The organism is Flavobacterium croceum DSM 17960 (genome assembly GCF_002917885.1).
Lineage (GTDB): Bacteria > Bacteroidota > Bacteroidia > Flavobacteriales > Flavobacteriaceae > Flavobacterium > Flavobacterium croceum.
In genome coordinates this window covers 29,964-45,763 of the sequence record NZ_PQNY01000014.1, presented here as the reverse complement: position 1 = coordinate 45,763, position 15,800 = coordinate 29,964, and the positions used below count along the sequence as shown (strand labels likewise).

At 31.8% G+C, this 15,800-nt stretch carries 15 protein-coding genes; 8 read left to right on the top strand and 7 right to left on the bottom strand.

The window, feature by feature from the left end:
* The first annotated feature begins 57 nt into the window (after positions 1 to 57).
* The 6 genes from Q361_RS10710 (at position 58) to Q361_RS10685 (ending at position 7,051) form a co-directional block, all read left to right on the top strand.
* On the top strand, positions 58 to 522 hold the full coding sequence (locus tag Q361_RS10710) for a Fur family transcriptional regulator (protein WP_103726727.1): 465 nt from the start codon (positions 58 to 60) through the stop codon (positions 520 to 522).
* Positions 523 to 552: 30 nt separating this feature from the next.
* A complete protein-coding gene (locus tag Q361_RS10705) occupies positions 553 to 1,824 on the top strand; it encodes an adenylosuccinate synthase (protein ID WP_103726726.1) in 1,272 nt (423 codons plus the stop codon).
* A gap of 124 nt (positions 1,825 to 1,948) precedes the next feature.
* Positions 1,949 to 3,586 carry an OstA-like protein gene (locus Q361_RS10700; protein ID WP_103726756.1) on the top strand — a complete coding sequence of 546 codons (1,638 nt, stop codon included), beginning with the start codon at positions 1,949 to 1,951 and terminating at the stop codon, positions 3,584 to 3,586.
* 26 nt (positions 3,587 to 3,612) lie between these two features.
* Positions 3,613 to 4,803: an aspartate aminotransferase family protein gene (locus Q361_RS10695; protein ID WP_103726725.1), complete on the top strand. Its 1,191-nt coding sequence runs from the start codon at positions 3,613 to 3,615 to the stop codon at positions 4,801 to 4,803.
* Between the two features lie 98 nt (positions 4,804 to 4,901).
* A complete protein-coding gene (locus Q361_RS10690; RefSeq protein WP_103726724.1) occupies positions 4,902 to 6,302 on the top strand; it encodes a tetratricopeptide repeat protein in 1,401 nt (466 codons plus the stop codon).
* Positions 6,302 to 7,051, top strand: coding sequence for a shikimate dehydrogenase family protein (locus Q361_RS10685; RefSeq protein ID WP_103726723.1), 750 nt, complete (start codon positions 6,302 to 6,304; stop codon positions 7,049 to 7,051). Before Q361_RS10690 ends, Q361_RS10685 begins: the two co-directional genes overlap by 1 nt.
* A gap of 241 nt (positions 7,052 to 7,292) precedes the next feature.
* On the opposite strand, the gene Q361_RS10680 is transcribed toward Q361_RS10685, so the two are convergent.
* The gene (locus Q361_RS10680) at positions 7,293 to 7,943 is read right to left on the bottom strand and encodes a DUF5661 family protein (protein ID WP_103726722.1); all 651 of its coding nucleotides are present in this window, start codon (positions 7,941 to 7,943) and stop codon (positions 7,293 to 7,295) included.
* 144 nt (positions 7,944 to 8,087) lie between these two features.
* Between Q361_RS10680 and Q361_RS10675 the strand changes: the two genes are divergently transcribed.
* Positions 8,088 to 10,106, top strand: coding sequence for a DUF349 domain-containing protein (locus Q361_RS10675; protein ID WP_103726721.1), 2,019 nt, complete (start codon positions 8,088 to 8,090; stop codon positions 10,104 to 10,106).
* A 105-nt stretch (positions 10,107 to 10,211) separates the two neighbouring features.
* On the top strand, positions 10,212 to 11,576 hold the full coding sequence (gene hemN / locus Q361_RS10670; protein ID WP_103726720.1) for an oxygen-independent coproporphyrinogen III oxidase: 1,365 nt from the start codon (positions 10,212 to 10,214) through the stop codon (positions 11,574 to 11,576).
* 40 nt (positions 11,577 to 11,616) lie between these two features.
* On the opposite strand, the gene Q361_RS10665 is transcribed toward hemN, so the two are convergent.
* From Q361_RS10665 to Q361_RS13935, 6 genes are all read right to left on the bottom strand, one after another.
* Positions 11,617 to 11,847, bottom strand: coding sequence for a YdcH family protein (locus Q361_RS10665; protein ID WP_103726719.1), 231 nt, complete (start codon positions 11,845 to 11,847; stop codon positions 11,617 to 11,619).
* A gap of 31 nt (positions 11,848 to 11,878) precedes the next feature.
* Positions 11,879 to 12,580 carry a sulfite exporter TauE/SafE family protein gene (locus tag Q361_RS10660; protein ID WP_103726718.1) on the bottom strand — a complete coding sequence of 234 codons (702 nt, stop codon included), beginning with the start codon at positions 12,578 to 12,580 and terminating at the stop codon, positions 11,879 to 11,881.
* 11 nt (positions 12,581 to 12,591) lie between these two features.
* Positions 12,592 to 13,038: a FixH family protein gene (locus Q361_RS10655; protein ID WP_103726717.1), complete on the bottom strand. Its 447-nt coding sequence runs from the start codon at positions 13,036 to 13,038 to the stop codon at positions 12,592 to 12,594.
* A gap of 32 nt (positions 13,039 to 13,070) precedes the next feature.
* Positions 13,071 to 14,492 carry a cytochrome c oxidase accessory protein CcoG gene (gene ccoG / locus Q361_RS10650; protein ID WP_103726716.1) on the bottom strand — a complete coding sequence of 474 codons (1,422 nt, stop codon included), beginning with the start codon at positions 14,490 to 14,492 and terminating at the stop codon, positions 13,071 to 13,073.
* A gap of 156 nt (positions 14,493 to 14,648) precedes the next feature.
* On the bottom strand, positions 14,649 to 15,611 hold the full coding sequence (locus tag Q361_RS10645; RefSeq protein ID WP_103726715.1) for a cbb3-type cytochrome c oxidase N-terminal domain-containing protein: 963 nt from the start codon (positions 15,609 to 15,611) through the stop codon (positions 14,649 to 14,651).
* 18 nt (positions 15,612 to 15,629) lie between these two features.
* Positions 15,630 to 15,797 carry a CcoQ/FixQ family Cbb3-type cytochrome c oxidase assembly chaperone gene (locus Q361_RS13935; RefSeq protein WP_103726714.1) on the bottom strand — a complete coding sequence of 56 codons (168 nt, stop codon included), beginning with the start codon at positions 15,795 to 15,797 and terminating at the stop codon, positions 15,630 to 15,632.
* Positions 15,798 to 15,800: the final 3 nt, after the last annotated feature.

Here is a 15,800-nt window from a genome sequence, read left to right as displayed (position 1 = left end):
CATAACTTTTCGTCTCATTAAGTACTAGATTATACAAAAAAATTATCTTTGCAAACTATGACACAAATTCTAGAAGATAATATTAAAAATCAAGAAATTGTAAAAACTGTTTTTACAGCTTACTTGGAAAACAAAGGGCACCGCAAAACACCCGAACGTTACGCTATATTACAAGAAATTTACAATAGTGATGAGCATTTTGATATAGAAAATTTATACATCAAAATGAAGAATAAAAACTACCGTGTATCGCGTGCAACATTATACAATACCATAGAATTACTTTTAGATTGTGGTTTGGTTCGTAAACACCAATTTGGTCAAAACCAAGCACATTACGAAAAATCGTATTTTGACAAACAACACGATCATATTATTATGACAGATACAGGCGAAGTAATAGAGTTTTGTGATCCACGAATTCAAACCATAAAACAAACACTCGAAGATATTTTTGGAATTGAAATACAAAACCACTCTCTCTATTTTTACGCAAATAAAAAACAAAATCAAACTACATAACCACAACTACTACACAACAACACAACAACAATGACAATAGATTTATTATTAGGATTACAATGGGGCGACGAAGGCAAAGGAAAAATTGTAGACGTACTCACCTCACAATATGATATTATTGCACGATTTCAAGGAGGTCCAAATGCAGGACATACCCTTGAATTTGATGGTATAAAACATGTATTACGCACTATTCCTTCAGGGATATTTCATAAAAATGCTATCAATATTATAGGAAATGGCGTTGTAATTGACCCAATCGTTTTGGTTAAAGAAATAGAAGGTCTAGAAAAATTTGAAATAGATATTGTTTCAAAATTACTCATCTCAAGAAAAGCACACATTATACTACCCTCGCATCGACTATTAGATGCAGCATCAGAAGCGGCCAAAGGAAAAGCAAAAATTGGTTCTACACTAAAAGGTATTGGTCCTACTTATATGGACAAAACAGGTAGAAACGGTATTCGTGTAGGCGACATTGAACTAGAAGACTTTGCCATTCGCTACAGAAACCTTGCCGATAAACATGAACAAATGATTCGTTTTTATGATGTTTCTATACAGTATAATCTAAAAGAAATGGAAGATGAATTTTTTGCTGCTATAGAGCAATTAAAGAAACTTCAATTTATTGATAGCGAAGAATATTTGGCTCAAGCGCAAAAACAAGGAAAGTCTATATTGTGTGAAGGTGCACAAGGTAGCTTACTCGATGTTGATTTTGGTACTTATCCTTTTGTAACATCTTCAAATACAACTGCAGCGGGAGCTTGTACAGGCTTGGGCATAGCACCAAATAAAATAAAAGAAGTATACGGCATCTTTAAGGCTTATACTACCCGAGTTGGAAGCGGCCCCTTCCCTACCGAAGATTTTACAGAAGCAGGCGATACTATGGCGAAAGTAGGAAACGAGTTTGGATCGGTTACTGGTAGAAAACGTCGATGTGGTTGGCTCGATTTGGTAGCCTTAAAATATGCCGTTCAAATAAATGGAGTAACCCAGTTAATGATGATGAAAGGCGATGTTCTTTCTGGATTTGACACTTTAAAAGTATGCACAGCATACAATTACAAAGGCACATCTATTAAACATTTACCTTTCAATATCGAGGAAGAAAACGTACAACCTATTTATACCGAATTTAAAGGCTGGAATGCCAATTTAACGGGGTTAGACAAGTACGAAAGTTTACCTTTAGAACTAAAACAATATATAGATTTTATTGAAAAAGAAGTCGAAGTACCCATAAAAATAATTTCTGTAGGGCCCGATAGAAAACAAACTATTTTTAAATAAAACACTTAAAACAATATTCTCAAAGCTCAGTAGAAAAGATATTCTACTGAGCTTTTTTTATAAATTCTTCTTAACAAACCTCAATACAAATTTGATTTTTTTACCTTTGAAAAAAATTTGTACTTTGAAAAAATATCTTTTAAGTATACTATTTGTTTTTTGGGCAACAATAATTGTATGCGGGCAACAAAAATCGAATAAAATAGTCATTGAAAATGCCGATTTTCAAGATATAAACCAACACGACTTACCCGATGCCGTTTTGCTTCAAGGCAATGTAAGAGCACAACACGATGGTGCTAAATTGTATTGTAATAAAGCGTACTATTTTACAAAAGAAAATTACATTAAGTGTTTTGGCGAAGTCCAAATTACGCAAGGCGATACATTATCTCTTAATAGTAAATATGCAGAATACAGCGGAAACTTAAAAAAAGCAATGGCAACAGGTGGTGTCGTTATGCAGTCGCCCGAAACTTCATTGGTTACAGATACAATTCATTTTGATAGAAATACACAACAAGCCTACTACAACAATAACGGAACGATTACAAATAGAGAAAATACGCTTAAAAGCAAATCGGGTAGATATTATGTAAAAGAAAAAAAATATCAGTTTTTAACCGCTGTAACTATTACAAATCCAAAATATACAATAAACTCAAACCATGTAGATTACTACACAAACTCTGGACATTCGTACCTTTATGGACCATCTACCATTAAAAGCAATGAAAATTTTATATATACCGAAAATGGTTTTTATAATACCAAAACAAACAAAGCCCATTTTGTAAAAAAATCGTATATAAAATACAAAGACCGCATCATAAAAGGAGATAGTTTGTATTACGATAGAAATAAAGAATTTGCATCGGCAACCAGAAACGTAACCATAACCGATTCTATAAACAAAGCCATTATCAAAGGACATTATGGAGAACTTTATAAAAATAAAGATTCTGTAATGATTACCAAAAAAGCTTCTGTACGCTATTTATACGATAAAGATTCGATGTTTGTTCATGCAAAAAAATTAATTCTTACAGGAAAAACTGGAAATCGTGTAATAAGAGGTTTTAATAATGTTCGTTTTTTTAATAAAGATATGAGCGGAAAATGCGATTCTATACATTCCGATCAAAAAACGGCACTTACCAAACTCATTGGCAAACCTATACTTTGGAATTTTGACAATCAACTTACAGGAGATATAATGCACCTTATCGGAAATAATAAAACCGAAAAACTCGACTCACTTAAAGTACTCAATAATGCTTTTATTATATCCAAAGATACTATTGGTACGGGCTTCAATCAGGTAAAAGGACAAAATTTATACGGAAAATTTAAAGATAGTAAGTTATATGAAGTAGATATGGTAAAAAACACCGAAGTGATTTACTATATGCGCAACGATAAACAAGAATTAATTGGTATTAATAAAAATGTAAGTAGCAAAGTAAATATGCAACTAGATGGAAATAAAATAGATACCATAACTTTCTTTACCAATATTGACGGAGATATTTATCCTGAAGCTGAATTTCCAGAAAATGCTCGTAAACTAAGAGGTTTTATATGGCGGGGCGACGAACGGATAAAAACCAAAGAAGAAATATTTCCTCCAGAAGAGCTAGAAATAGACCATCAAGAAAAAATGACAAGTACAAAAGAAAATAAAAAGAATGAAGCACCTATGAAAATAAGGAAAGAAACCAAAAACTACGATAAAATAAACGCTAAAACTCCACCAAAGTAGGTTTCAATCACATCTATTTCTATTTTATGTTTCAAGATTTTTTAAAATATCAGGCACAAACCTCACCTTATCCTTTGGGATTAGAAGTTTCTTATGCTAAAGGTTCTTATATTTACGACACGCAAAACAACAAATATTTAGATTTTGTAGCTGGTGTATCGGCTTGTTCTCTCGGACACCAACACCCAAGAGTCAATCAAGCCATAATAGACCAATTGAATACCTATTCGCACGTAATGGTATATGGTGAATACGCACAACATCCTGCAGTTGCCTACTGCAAACTTTTGGTAGAAAACTTACACGAAAGTCTTAATAAAGTATACCTCGTAAACTCGGGAACAGAAGCTACCGAAGGCGCTTTAAAACTTGCACGTAGGGTTACAGGAAGAAGCCAACTTATTTCATGCAACAATGCGTATCATGGCAACACAATGGGCTCCATGAGTGTTATGGGATTTGAAGAACGAAAGCAAATTTTTCGCCCACTTATTCCCGATGTAGATTTTATAACTTTTAATAACGAAGCCGATTTAGAAAAAATAACGACCAAAACCGCAGGTATTATTCTTGAAAGCATTCAAGGCGGAGCTGGCTTTATAGAACCACAAAATGATTTTTTAGTAAAAGTAAAAAAACGATGTGAAGAAGTTGGCGCTTTATTAATTATTGACGAAATACAACCTGGTTTTGGTAGAACAGGTACTCTTTTTGGTTATGAAAATTACAATGTAGTTCCAGATATTGTGATTATTGGTAAAGGAATGGCGGGTGGTATGCCTGTTGGCGGCTTTATTGCTAACGAAAAATATATGGATTTGCTAAGCCATAACCCAAAGCTCGGGCACATTACTACCTTTGGTGGGCATCCTGTAATTGCAGCTGCTTGTTTAGCAACGTTACAAGAAATTATCGAAAAAGACTACGCAAAACAATCATTAGAAAAAGAAAAACTATTCCGATCTCTTTTGGTACATCCTTTGATTAAAGAAATTAGAGGACGCGGTTTAATGCTTGCAGCCATGACCGAAAGTGATACTATAACAAATGAAGTAATTTTGCGTTGTCATAAAAAAGGACTCGTTTTGTTTTGGTTATTATTTGAAGGAAAAGCCATTAGAATAACTCCTCCTCTTACTATTTCAAATGAAGAAATAAAAGAAGGATGCCAAATAATGCTTGAAACCTTAAACGAAGTACAACAAGAATATAAGTAAGATTCTGTTAATTAATTTGTTTAAAACATAAAAAGAAACTTTTTATTAACTTACCAATTTAATGTACATTTATAGTACATAATACAAACCCTATTACTATGAATTTAAGTCACGAAGAAGAAGATTACAACTTATCATTATCTAAGTTTGAATCGATGCTCAAAACCAACAAAGTTTTCTTCTTCGACTCTGAAGAATTTGAAGACATTATACTTCATTACTTAGATATGGGCAAAACCAATTTGGCAAAAAAAGCCTTAAAACTTGGGCTAGAACAACACCCAAAATCGAGTGGTTTAAAATTAGTACAAGTAGAAATGCTTATTTACGAAGACAAGCTCGATATTGCCGAAAAATTGCTGAATGAACTCTTTGCTTTAGAGCCAACCAACGAAGAAATATACATACAAAAAGCGAATATATATTCTAAAAGAGATAACCACCAAAAAGCTGTAGAATGCTTGCAAGAAGCTTTAAAATATACCGAAGATTATGCCGATGTGTATAACCTTATGGGTATGGAATATCTATTTATGGATAATCTAGAAAAAGCAAAAGAAAATTTTATTAAATGCCTTGAAGAAGATATAGAAGATCAATCTGCTCTGTACAATGTAGTTTATTGCTACGAATTTCTTGACCAAAATAAAGAAGCCATCGAATATTTAAAAACTTATATAGATCGAAATCCGTATAGCGAAATAGCATGGCATCAAAAAGGAAGACTTTATTATGGCATAAAAGATTATCCAAATGCAGTGCGTAGCTTTGAATATGCGACTTATATTGATGAAAATTTTATAGGCGCATTTATGGAAAGAGGAAAAGCTCTAGAACGTCTTAAAGAATATGAAGAAGCTATTGAAAGCTATAAAAGAACTTTAGAATTAGACGATCCTACGTCGTATGCTTTACTTCGTATTGGAAAATGCTATGAAAAAATTGGAAACAAAACACAAGCGATTCATTTTTACAATCTAACAGTACACGAAGATCCATTGCTAGACAAAGGTTGGATTGCTATAACCGATTTTTATGTTCGTGAAAAAAACTTTCAAAAAGCCCTATTTTATGTAAATAAAGCACTTGCAATAGATAATCTAAATAGAGCTTACTGGAAACGATATGCCTCTATAAATCAAGCTATAGGCATGTATGAAGAAGCCGAATTTGGTTATAGAAAATGTATTGAATATGGCGATGATAATCTAGATACTTGGTTATTTCTAGCCGATGTGCTACAATACTTAGGAGAATTTGAAACTGCAATAAAAGATCTCTCTGAAGCGGCTACAATTTTTCTAAACGAATATGAAATAGAGTACCGATTGGCAGGATTATACTTTTTAATTTCTGATGAAAATAAAGGCCTATTTCACCTAACGAATGCTTTAAATCACAATTATAACAATAGATTTTTATTGGAAGAATTATTTCCTGTAGTATGGTCAAAAGCCAAAGTACAAAATCTCATAAAAAAAAATGAAACCCTAAAATAATGAGTGATTTAAAAAAAGTTTTTGGATTAATAGGAAAAAACATTGAATATTCATTTTCAAAAAAATATTTTACTGAAAAATTTTCAAAAGAATTTTTTACCGATTTTGAATACCAAAATTTTGATATAGAATCTATAGATTTATTTCCTCAAGTATTAAAAAACAATCCTAACTTAAAAGGATTAAATGTAACCATACCCTACAAAGAAGCTATAATACACTATTTAGATAGTATATCAAAAAGAGCAACTGCTATCGAGGCTGTTAATGTAATACGATTTATGCCCGATGGAAGTTTAAAAGGATATAATTCTGATTATTACGGATTTAAAAAATCTATTGAACCTCTACTACAACCACACCACAAAAGAGCATTAATATTAGGTACAGGAGGTAGCGCCAAAGCTATTGCATATGCACTCGAAGAATTGGATATTTTGTATACGTTTGTGTCTCGGGAACCCAAAGAACACACTATCGACTACAATAGAATAAACATTACAACATTTGAAAATTATCAAATAATTATAAACTGTACTCCTGTGGGTACTTTTCCAAATACAAAAGAGTTCCCTCCTATTCCTTACGAATACTTTACAGAAAAGCATATTGCTTTTGACTTAATTTACAACCCTGAGGAAACACAATTTTTAAAAAAAGCAAAGAAAAAAGGCGCTATTACCAAAAACGGATTGGATATGCTTGTATTTCAAGCAGAAAAAGCATGGAGTATTTGGAATAAAGACTAAACCACTATGGACTAGAAGTCCATAGGTTTGGTTGGCAGACTAAAAGTCTGCAAGGCTGAAAAGCAAAAAACTGCCACTGATTAAAATGATTTCCGCTGATTAAATCCTTTAAATCATCTTAATCAGTGGCAAAACTTTTTAGAAGCTAAAGCGAGATGCACTCAAAGTGCATAGTTTTAAACTATATTTGAGACCAATAAAAAAACTGCTCTTTACAGAGCAGTTTTTCATCAATTTTAAGTTAATCTCCTACTTCTTCTAGTACAGGAATTTCGTCCATGATATCCAATCTATGAGCAAGTTCTTTACGAGCATCTACCAAAGATAATTCAGCATCTGCCAATTGTTTATAAAGTTCTTCTTTTGCTTTACCTCTAGTTTTTTGGATTTTTCTAGTTATTTCAAAAATTTCGCCTTCGGTTTCCATAACTTTCAATCTTTCATAATATGTAACCGTTTCACTCATGTGAGCTAAAACAATCATCGCTGTTAAAAATGGATGATTGTTGGTTACATTGGTATCTTTAAGTTTACCATGCTCCAATTCTACCTTTAGTGCGTAGGCAAATTGTTGCATATTAAATTCTTCATTTTTACCTTTCGGATTTAAAAAAGCAAGTATAGCATTGGCATTTACAACAGTAGATAAATCTATCTGTGTTGCTACATTTTTCTTTAAATCTTTGTAAACCAAATCTCTAATTACTCGTGCTTCTTCAATAGTTGGATCATTCTTTGGATTTTCAAAATCTCTCTTAGACCAATCCCAATTTCTTGGGTGCACGGGCTTAATATACTTTTCACAAAAAGCAACTACATCAGACTTTAATGTGATGTATTTTCCGTCTCTTACTAAATAAATGTCATGATAATTTCCAGATTTTGCTGCCATACTATTCTATTTAAAAGTTTGTAAATCAAAGGTAATAATTTTTTTATGTAAGAATTTTACTAAACAAAAAAAACACTTTGAAAATTAACCTTACTTTAGTATCTTTCGCCCTTAAATATTGTATAACCCTTTACACATTAAACAATGTCAGAAGAAAAGATTGATAACCTGTTGCCAGAAAATAATGGTACAGATGGACAAACTAAAAATGAAGTTGTAGAAAACAATTTTGAAGCACCAATTCAAGCAACAGAAAATAGTGAAGAAGCAGTTGTAGAAGATATGCCAGCGCCTGAAAGCACAGTAGAACTTACAGATGAGCAAGTTGCTGATGACACTTTGGTACTAGAAGATGCAACTATAATAGCTACAAATGCTATTAATAATGCTAATGCAGAAGAGAGTGAAGATGAAACTATTGTTGGTAGACACGAAATTCCTACCAAAGATTATGAAGCACTTTCTATGGAAGATTTGGTATCAGAATTGGAAACTATAACAGATACAGACAAAGTAATGTCTGTTCGCGATCATGTTGAAGATATTAAAAAAGCATTTCTCTCAAAATATTTCCATCTTTTAGATGAAAAAAGAGAAGAATTTAATGCCGAAAATCAAGATCCAACAGTCGAATTTAGTTATCAATCTCCTTTAAAAGTAAAATTTGACGTTTTATATAATCAATATAAAAACAAAAAAAATACCCACTTTAAAAATCTTCAAGATTCTCTAAAAGCTAATTTAGAAAACAGAATGGCTATAGTAGAAGAACTTAAAGAATTGGTAAGCAATCCAAAAAGTAATATACCTTCTGCTCTAAAACAATTGGCCGAAATTAGAGAGCGATGGAGAAATAGTGGTCCAATTCCAAAAGATAAATACAACTTGGTATGGAATAACTATCATTTTCATTTGGAAAATTTCTACGATTTTCTAGACTTAGATAGAGAAGCTAGAGATCAAGAATTTAAAAACAATTTGGAACACAAGCAAAGAATAATTGCTCGTGCCGAAGAATTGTTGAACACTACAGACATAAGCAACTCTTTTAGAGAACTTCAAAATCTACACCGTATTTGGAAAGAAGAAATTGGACCTGTATCTAGAGAACATCGTGAGCAAGTTTGGCAAAAATTTAGCGAAATTACCAAACAAATGCACGATAAACGCGAGCAGTTTTTTGAAAGTTTTAAAGAAAGAGAAAAAGAAAATTTAGCTAAAAAACAAGCTATTATAGCTGAAATTGATAAACTTTCACAAGAACAAATTGAAAGTCATACAGGTTGGCAACAACAAATTGAAAAAATAGAGGCTTTAAGAAATGAGTTTTTTGCTACTGGAAAAGTTCCAACAGAGGTAAACGAAAAAACATGGTCTGAATTTAAAGACAGCGTTCGAAAATTTAATGTTGTTAAAAATTCGTTTTACAAAGAAATTAAAAAAGACCAAACAGATAATTTGCTCAAAAAACAGGCTCTTATTGACAAAGCAAACGGATTAAAAGATAGTGAAGACTTTGCCGCCACAACACCTGTAATGAAACAAATACAAGATGAATGGAAAAATATAGGTCATGTTCCAAGAAAACTATCTGATAAGTTGTGGAAAGAATTTAAAGGTGCTTGTAACCACTATTTTGATCGATTAAAAGATAGCAGAAAAGAAGAAATTGCCGAAGAAGTTGAAGCTTTTGAAAAGAAAAAAGATTTCTTAGAAAAAGTGCGTAGTTTAGAGCTTGTAGGTAATCACAAAGAAGATTTGGATACAATAAAAGCTCATATCGAAACTTGGAAAACTTTCGGTAAAGTGCCTTTTAACCGCCGACATATTGAAGGTAAGTTTAATAAAGTATTAGACCAATTATTTGAAAAATTAAGTTCTAGTAAAAAAGAAGGCGAAATGATGCGTTTTGCCAATAAACTAGATAGTTTGGCTACTAATGATTCGCGAAAAATAGAGAATGAAAAAATCTTTATTTTAAGAAAAATTGATGAAGTGCAATCTGAAATATTTCAGTTGGAAAACAATATTCAGTTTTTTGCCAATGCAAAAGCAGATAATCCAATGGTAAAAGAAGTGAAAAAAAGTATCGAAAGACACAAAGATGAACTTCAAACTTGGAAAGCAAAATTAAAACAAGTTAATGAACTTATCTCAAAATAAATTTTGAAAAGCTTACCCAAAAACAGGTAAGCTTTTTTTATGACAATTGTCATTTTAGAATTGCCTATTTGAAGCTATTTTAGCATACTTTAAATTACATGTGTTATGTCTGTATCAATAATTCAGAAATATAATGTTCCAGGACCTAGATATACCAGCTACCCCACTGTTCCATATTGGGAAGAAACTGGCTTTTCTAAAAACTTATGGATTGATACCCTACTAAAGTCATTTAAAGAATCTAATCAATCTGAAGGCATTAGTATTTACATTCATTTACCTTTTTGCGAAAGTCTTTGTACTTTTTGCGGATGTCATAAACGCATAACAAAAAGGCACGATGTAGAGCATCCATACATAGAAGCTTTATTAAAAGAATGGGAATTGTATTGTGCAATATTGCCCGAAAAACCTATAATTAAAGAGATTCATTTGGGTGGTGGTACACCTACTTTTTTTTCAGCAGAAAACTTAGAACATTTAATTCTAGGCATAACAAAACATGCTGAAATAGCAAAAAACCATGAGTTTAGTTTTGAAGGACACCCAAACAATACAACAAAAAAACATTTAGAAACCCTATATAATGTTGGTTTTAGAAGAGTAAGTTTTGGCGTACAAGATTATTCAGAAAAAGTACAAGCAGCTATACATAGAATACAACCTTTTCATAATGTGGCAAAAGTAACACTTTGGGCAAAAGAAATTGGCTACAAATCTATAAGTCATGACTTGGTTTTTGGTTTACCTTTTCAAAGCCTTAATGATGCCATAGATACTATTGACAAAACAAAATCGTTACAACCCGATAGGCTTGCTTATTACAGCTATGCACATGTGCCTTGGATAAAAGGAAATGGACAAAGGGGTTTTAATGATGAAGATTTACCTCGAGATGATGAAAAAAGAAAACTGTATGAAGAAGGTAAAAAACGATTAGCTCAAAATGGATATTATGAAATAGGAATGGATCATTTTGCTTTAGAAACAGATAGCATGTACCAAGCCTATCAAGAAAAAAAATTACATAGAAACTTTATGGGCTACACCTCTGGAAAAACCCAAGTAATGATTGGGTTAGGAGTTTCATCTATAAGCGATAGTTGGTATAGCTTTGCACAAAATATAAAATCTGTAGAGGAGTATTACGATAGTTTGGCACAGAATGAGTTACCTGTATGTAAAGGACATGTATTAGATGATGAAGATTTAATCATTAGAAAACATATATTGAATTTAATGTGTCATTTTTACACATCTTGGAACGATAGTAATTTGTATTTACCTGAGTTACCTGAAATAATTGATTCTTTAAAAGAAATGGAAGAAGATGGGTTATTAACCTTACATAATAATGAGATTACAGTTACAGAAAAAGGGAAACCTTTTGTACGCAATATTTGTATGGCTTTTGATTTAAGACTTAAAAGAAAAATGCCCGAAACACGTTTGTTTTCAATGACAGTATAGCATAAAAAAGCACGCTTTGGGCGTGCTTTTTATTTGAATGTTACTTTCTAAGTATTGAATAAATTTCGTCTTTTAAATGCAACAATTTAGCTTTTAGTTCATGAACATATTCATCAATATGGTTTTCCTCTCCTGTATTGATTCGGTACACTTCACTTTCTACTTTGCTATATTCTTCAAACAATTCATTAAAATGTGGGTCTGCTTCTTTTAATGTTTGGATTTTCTCTGCAAATTCAGGGAAATCGTGTGGCAAATCGTGTCTTTCCATAATAAAAAAATTTAGTTAGTATATTTAGTATTTAATGACAAGTAGCATCTGGTTTTACAAATAAATTCATAGTGCTGGGAGAAACATAAGGCAAATCGAGCCCTAAACCTCTCATCACAAACAACATACCTATTACAACCGAAACTACTGGTATTAATTTTTGCAATTTATTTCTTATTGGGTTTGATAAAAAATGAGAAACATAAACTATCAAACTCATCATCGGTATAGTACCCAAACCATATACAATCATGTATACAGTACTTTTAAAAGGACTTTGTATTGCTATCGCTCCAAATAAAGCAGCATATACCAATCCGCAAGGTAAAAAGCCATTTAAAACTCCTATTGCATACAGTGAAATTGGCGACTTTTTTTTGAGTTGTTTACCCAATGACGATTTTACTGAGCTTATAATTTTATAAATAGGTTTTGAAAAATTGTACTGCATAAATATTCTTTCGGGAATAAGCGTAATAGTAATCATGAGTATCCCCATAATTATAGAAAGTTTTTGCTGAAATCCAGCTATAAACAATCCTTTTCCAATCATTCCAAAAATCAATCCTAAAAAACCATAAGAGCTCAATCTACCCGCATGATACATCAATAACTGAAGTGTTTTTAACGCAGGATTTGTTCTGCTTACAGGCAACATCATAGCAATAGGTCCGCACATACCTATACAATGCAGGCTACTTACCAATCCGAAAAGTAAAGCAGTAAATAACATTGGGTGTTGTATTAAAAATAAATTGATTTTTTAGATAAATACTCTTTTCCGTTGCTACTCCAAGCGATATTAATGTCCCAACGACCGCCAACCAAATTACTTTTAGGTATGAGCAAATGTGGACTAGAAAGAGAAATAGGAATTTCAAAATCTAATTTTTGATTGGACGGTCTATAGAGGGACACTTTTCCTTTTATAGTTTTATAATCTATATCGGCTGGAAAAACTACATCTATTCCTTCTGTTGTTGTTTTTATTTCTAACTTGTTTATGAGCTTGTTTGCTCTTTCTTCTTTGTCAATATCCGATTGAACTGTACCTTCTTTTTTATAATAATCTTCTGTTACAAGTTCGTTATCATATTTTGAATCTGACTGAACAAGAAATACAAAAAATAAAATAAAAGCCATAAAAAGTGCAAAAGCAATTACAATTCCTTTTCCCCAGTTAATTTTCATTTGTTGTTATATTTAGAGTTATTGGTATTTTATTAGTTAAAACTTCTAGGTCCTAAAAAAGTAGCTGTTTCGGTATCTATTAAATGCTTCCCGTTATACACCTCAACTTTTACATTGGTTTTATCTCCGTTTAAAAACGCAGGATGTATTTTCAAGAAAAAGATACCTTTACCTAGTTGTTGTTTTGCTATTTTAAAATGTTGATTACCTACTACTTTTAATTCTCCCTTTGGTGAAACCAATTTAAAATGTACATCATTCAAATCTTGATTGGTTTTGTTGATAATTTTGTAGGTATATATATTCGATATCTTATCGCCTTCATGTTGAAATAATTGTCCTGGCATTTTTAATATGGTAGCTTCTACCTCTGTTCTTAAAAATAACATGCCAATAAATACCCCTGTAAGTATTACTAAAACTGCTGCATAACCTTTCATTCGGTTTGAGAAAACAAATTTTTGTTTTTTAGCAATTTCATCTTCACTAGCATATCGTATTAGTCCTTTTGGCAAGCCAACACTATCCATAATAGTATCGCACTCATCAATACAGGCTGTACAATTTACACATTCTAATTGTGTTCCATTTCTAATATCTATACCTGTAGGACAAACTTGTACGCAAAGTTTACAATCTATACAATCGCCTTTACCCGATGCTTTTCTGTCTTCAGTTTTTATTATTTTTCCTCTTCCTGCTTCACCCTCTCCACGAACGTAATCGTAGGCTACATTAATAGTTTTGTTGTCTAAAAGAACTCCTTGCATTCTACCATACGGACAAGCTATAATACACACTTGTTCTCTAAACCAAGCAAATACAAAGTAAAAAACAGCAGTAAATATTAATAAAGCAATAAGTGTACTAGAATGTGCTGCTGGGCCGTTTTCTATATATAATAATAATGTATCACTACCTATTAAATAGGCTAAAAAGACATTAGCAATAAGAAAAGATATGATAAAGAATACAAGTACTTTAAGTGTTTTTTTTCTAATTTTTTCTGCATTCCATTCTTGCTTACTTAATTTTATTTGTGCATTTCTGTCGCCTTCTATAAGGTATTCTATTCGTCTGAAAACCATTTCCATAAAAATGGTTTGCGGGCAAATCCAACCGCAAAAAATTCTACCAAACGCAACAGTAAATAAGGCAAGACTTACTACACCTATAATCATAATGATTACAAAAATGTGAAAATCTTGAGGAAAAAAAGGAAATCCAAATATATTGAATCTTCTTTCTAATACATTAAACATTAAAAATTGATTACCATTTATTTTTACAAATGGCGCCGCAAATAAAAATAGTAGTAGCAAATAACTTACTATTTTTCGTTTGTCATAATATCTCCCTTTTGGTTTTTTGGGAAATATCCATGCTCTTTTACCTTCTTGATTAATAGTGCTTATACTATCTCTAAAGGCATCATTTGGGGTTTCTTCTTTCATAGTAGATAATTATTGTATTAGCAAAATATGTATCGCATTATCTACATTACTATTTGCAAAAGCAAAGTTGTTTTTAATAGCGATTTCATAGCAAATTTCTTTTTTAGGGTAAAAATCCTGCATAAGCTTTTATGCAGGATTTTAGTTTTCTTTTTCTTATTTTTTAACTGGAGTAGCATCGGCTACTTTTGTTGAATCAGTAGCTTTTGCATCTGCAGGGGTAGCAGCAGGTGCTCCTTCTTCTACCCATTTTTTAGCTTCTGGCTCTGTTGGTTTTGGATCTTTAGGATTTGATCCTTGTAATGATAGTACGTAACTAGCAATTTTTTGGATATCAGTAGGTTTTATAGTAGATTTCCAAGCTTGCATACCTTTGCCATCTCTACCTCCTTCCATAATTGTATTAAATACATTTTTAATACCTCCGCCATTTATCCACATATCATCTGTAAGGTTTGGACCAATTTGTCCACCTGCGTCTGCTCTATGACAAGCTACACATGTATTTTGGAAAATTGCTTTACCTTGTGCTAAACTTTCTTTGTCTGTAAGAAGTGTAACTTTGTCTTTTGTCATTAAATCTGGTGCACTTTTTTGGTATTCTGCAACTGCTAATTTTGCTTCTTCTACAGATTTAGTGTATTCTAAAGCTTGATTATCTGCTCCAAGCATATGGAAACGAACTAAATAAATTCCTGCGAACAAAACAGTAGCATAGAATAAATATACCCACCATGGTGGCAGTACATTATCTAGCTCTTTGATACCGTCGTAATCATGATCTAGCATTACATCAGATTCTTGTTCTATACCTTTAGAACGAGTAAGTTTACTTACTACTCCTTTGTAGAAGGCACTTTCGGTAAATGGTAACGATTGTGCTTCATTTAATTGTTGTTTTTGCTCTTCTGTTAATAAATGATAGGTTACTTTGTCTATTGCGTTTAAAACAATTTCTATGGCAATAAGCAAGAACAGAAAAACTGCTAAGAAGATAGATACCATAGGGTATTTTATAAATGCCGGCTTATCTCCTGAGTCTATAAAATATTCCAAAGCTGCAAAAACTATTGCAAATATCAGTGGAATTCTTACATATGATGGGATTAATTTTTTCATTTGAAAATAAATTTATATTTAGTCATTAAATGGTAATTCGCTCAACTCTTTTAAAGTATCTTTCTTGTATGTGTAAGCCCAGATAAAAAATGCTACAAATACCACGAAAAATATAGTTAAAGAGATTATAGGATAGATAGCAACTCCATCAATTGTTTCTAAGTTGTGTTTTACAAATTTTAACATTTT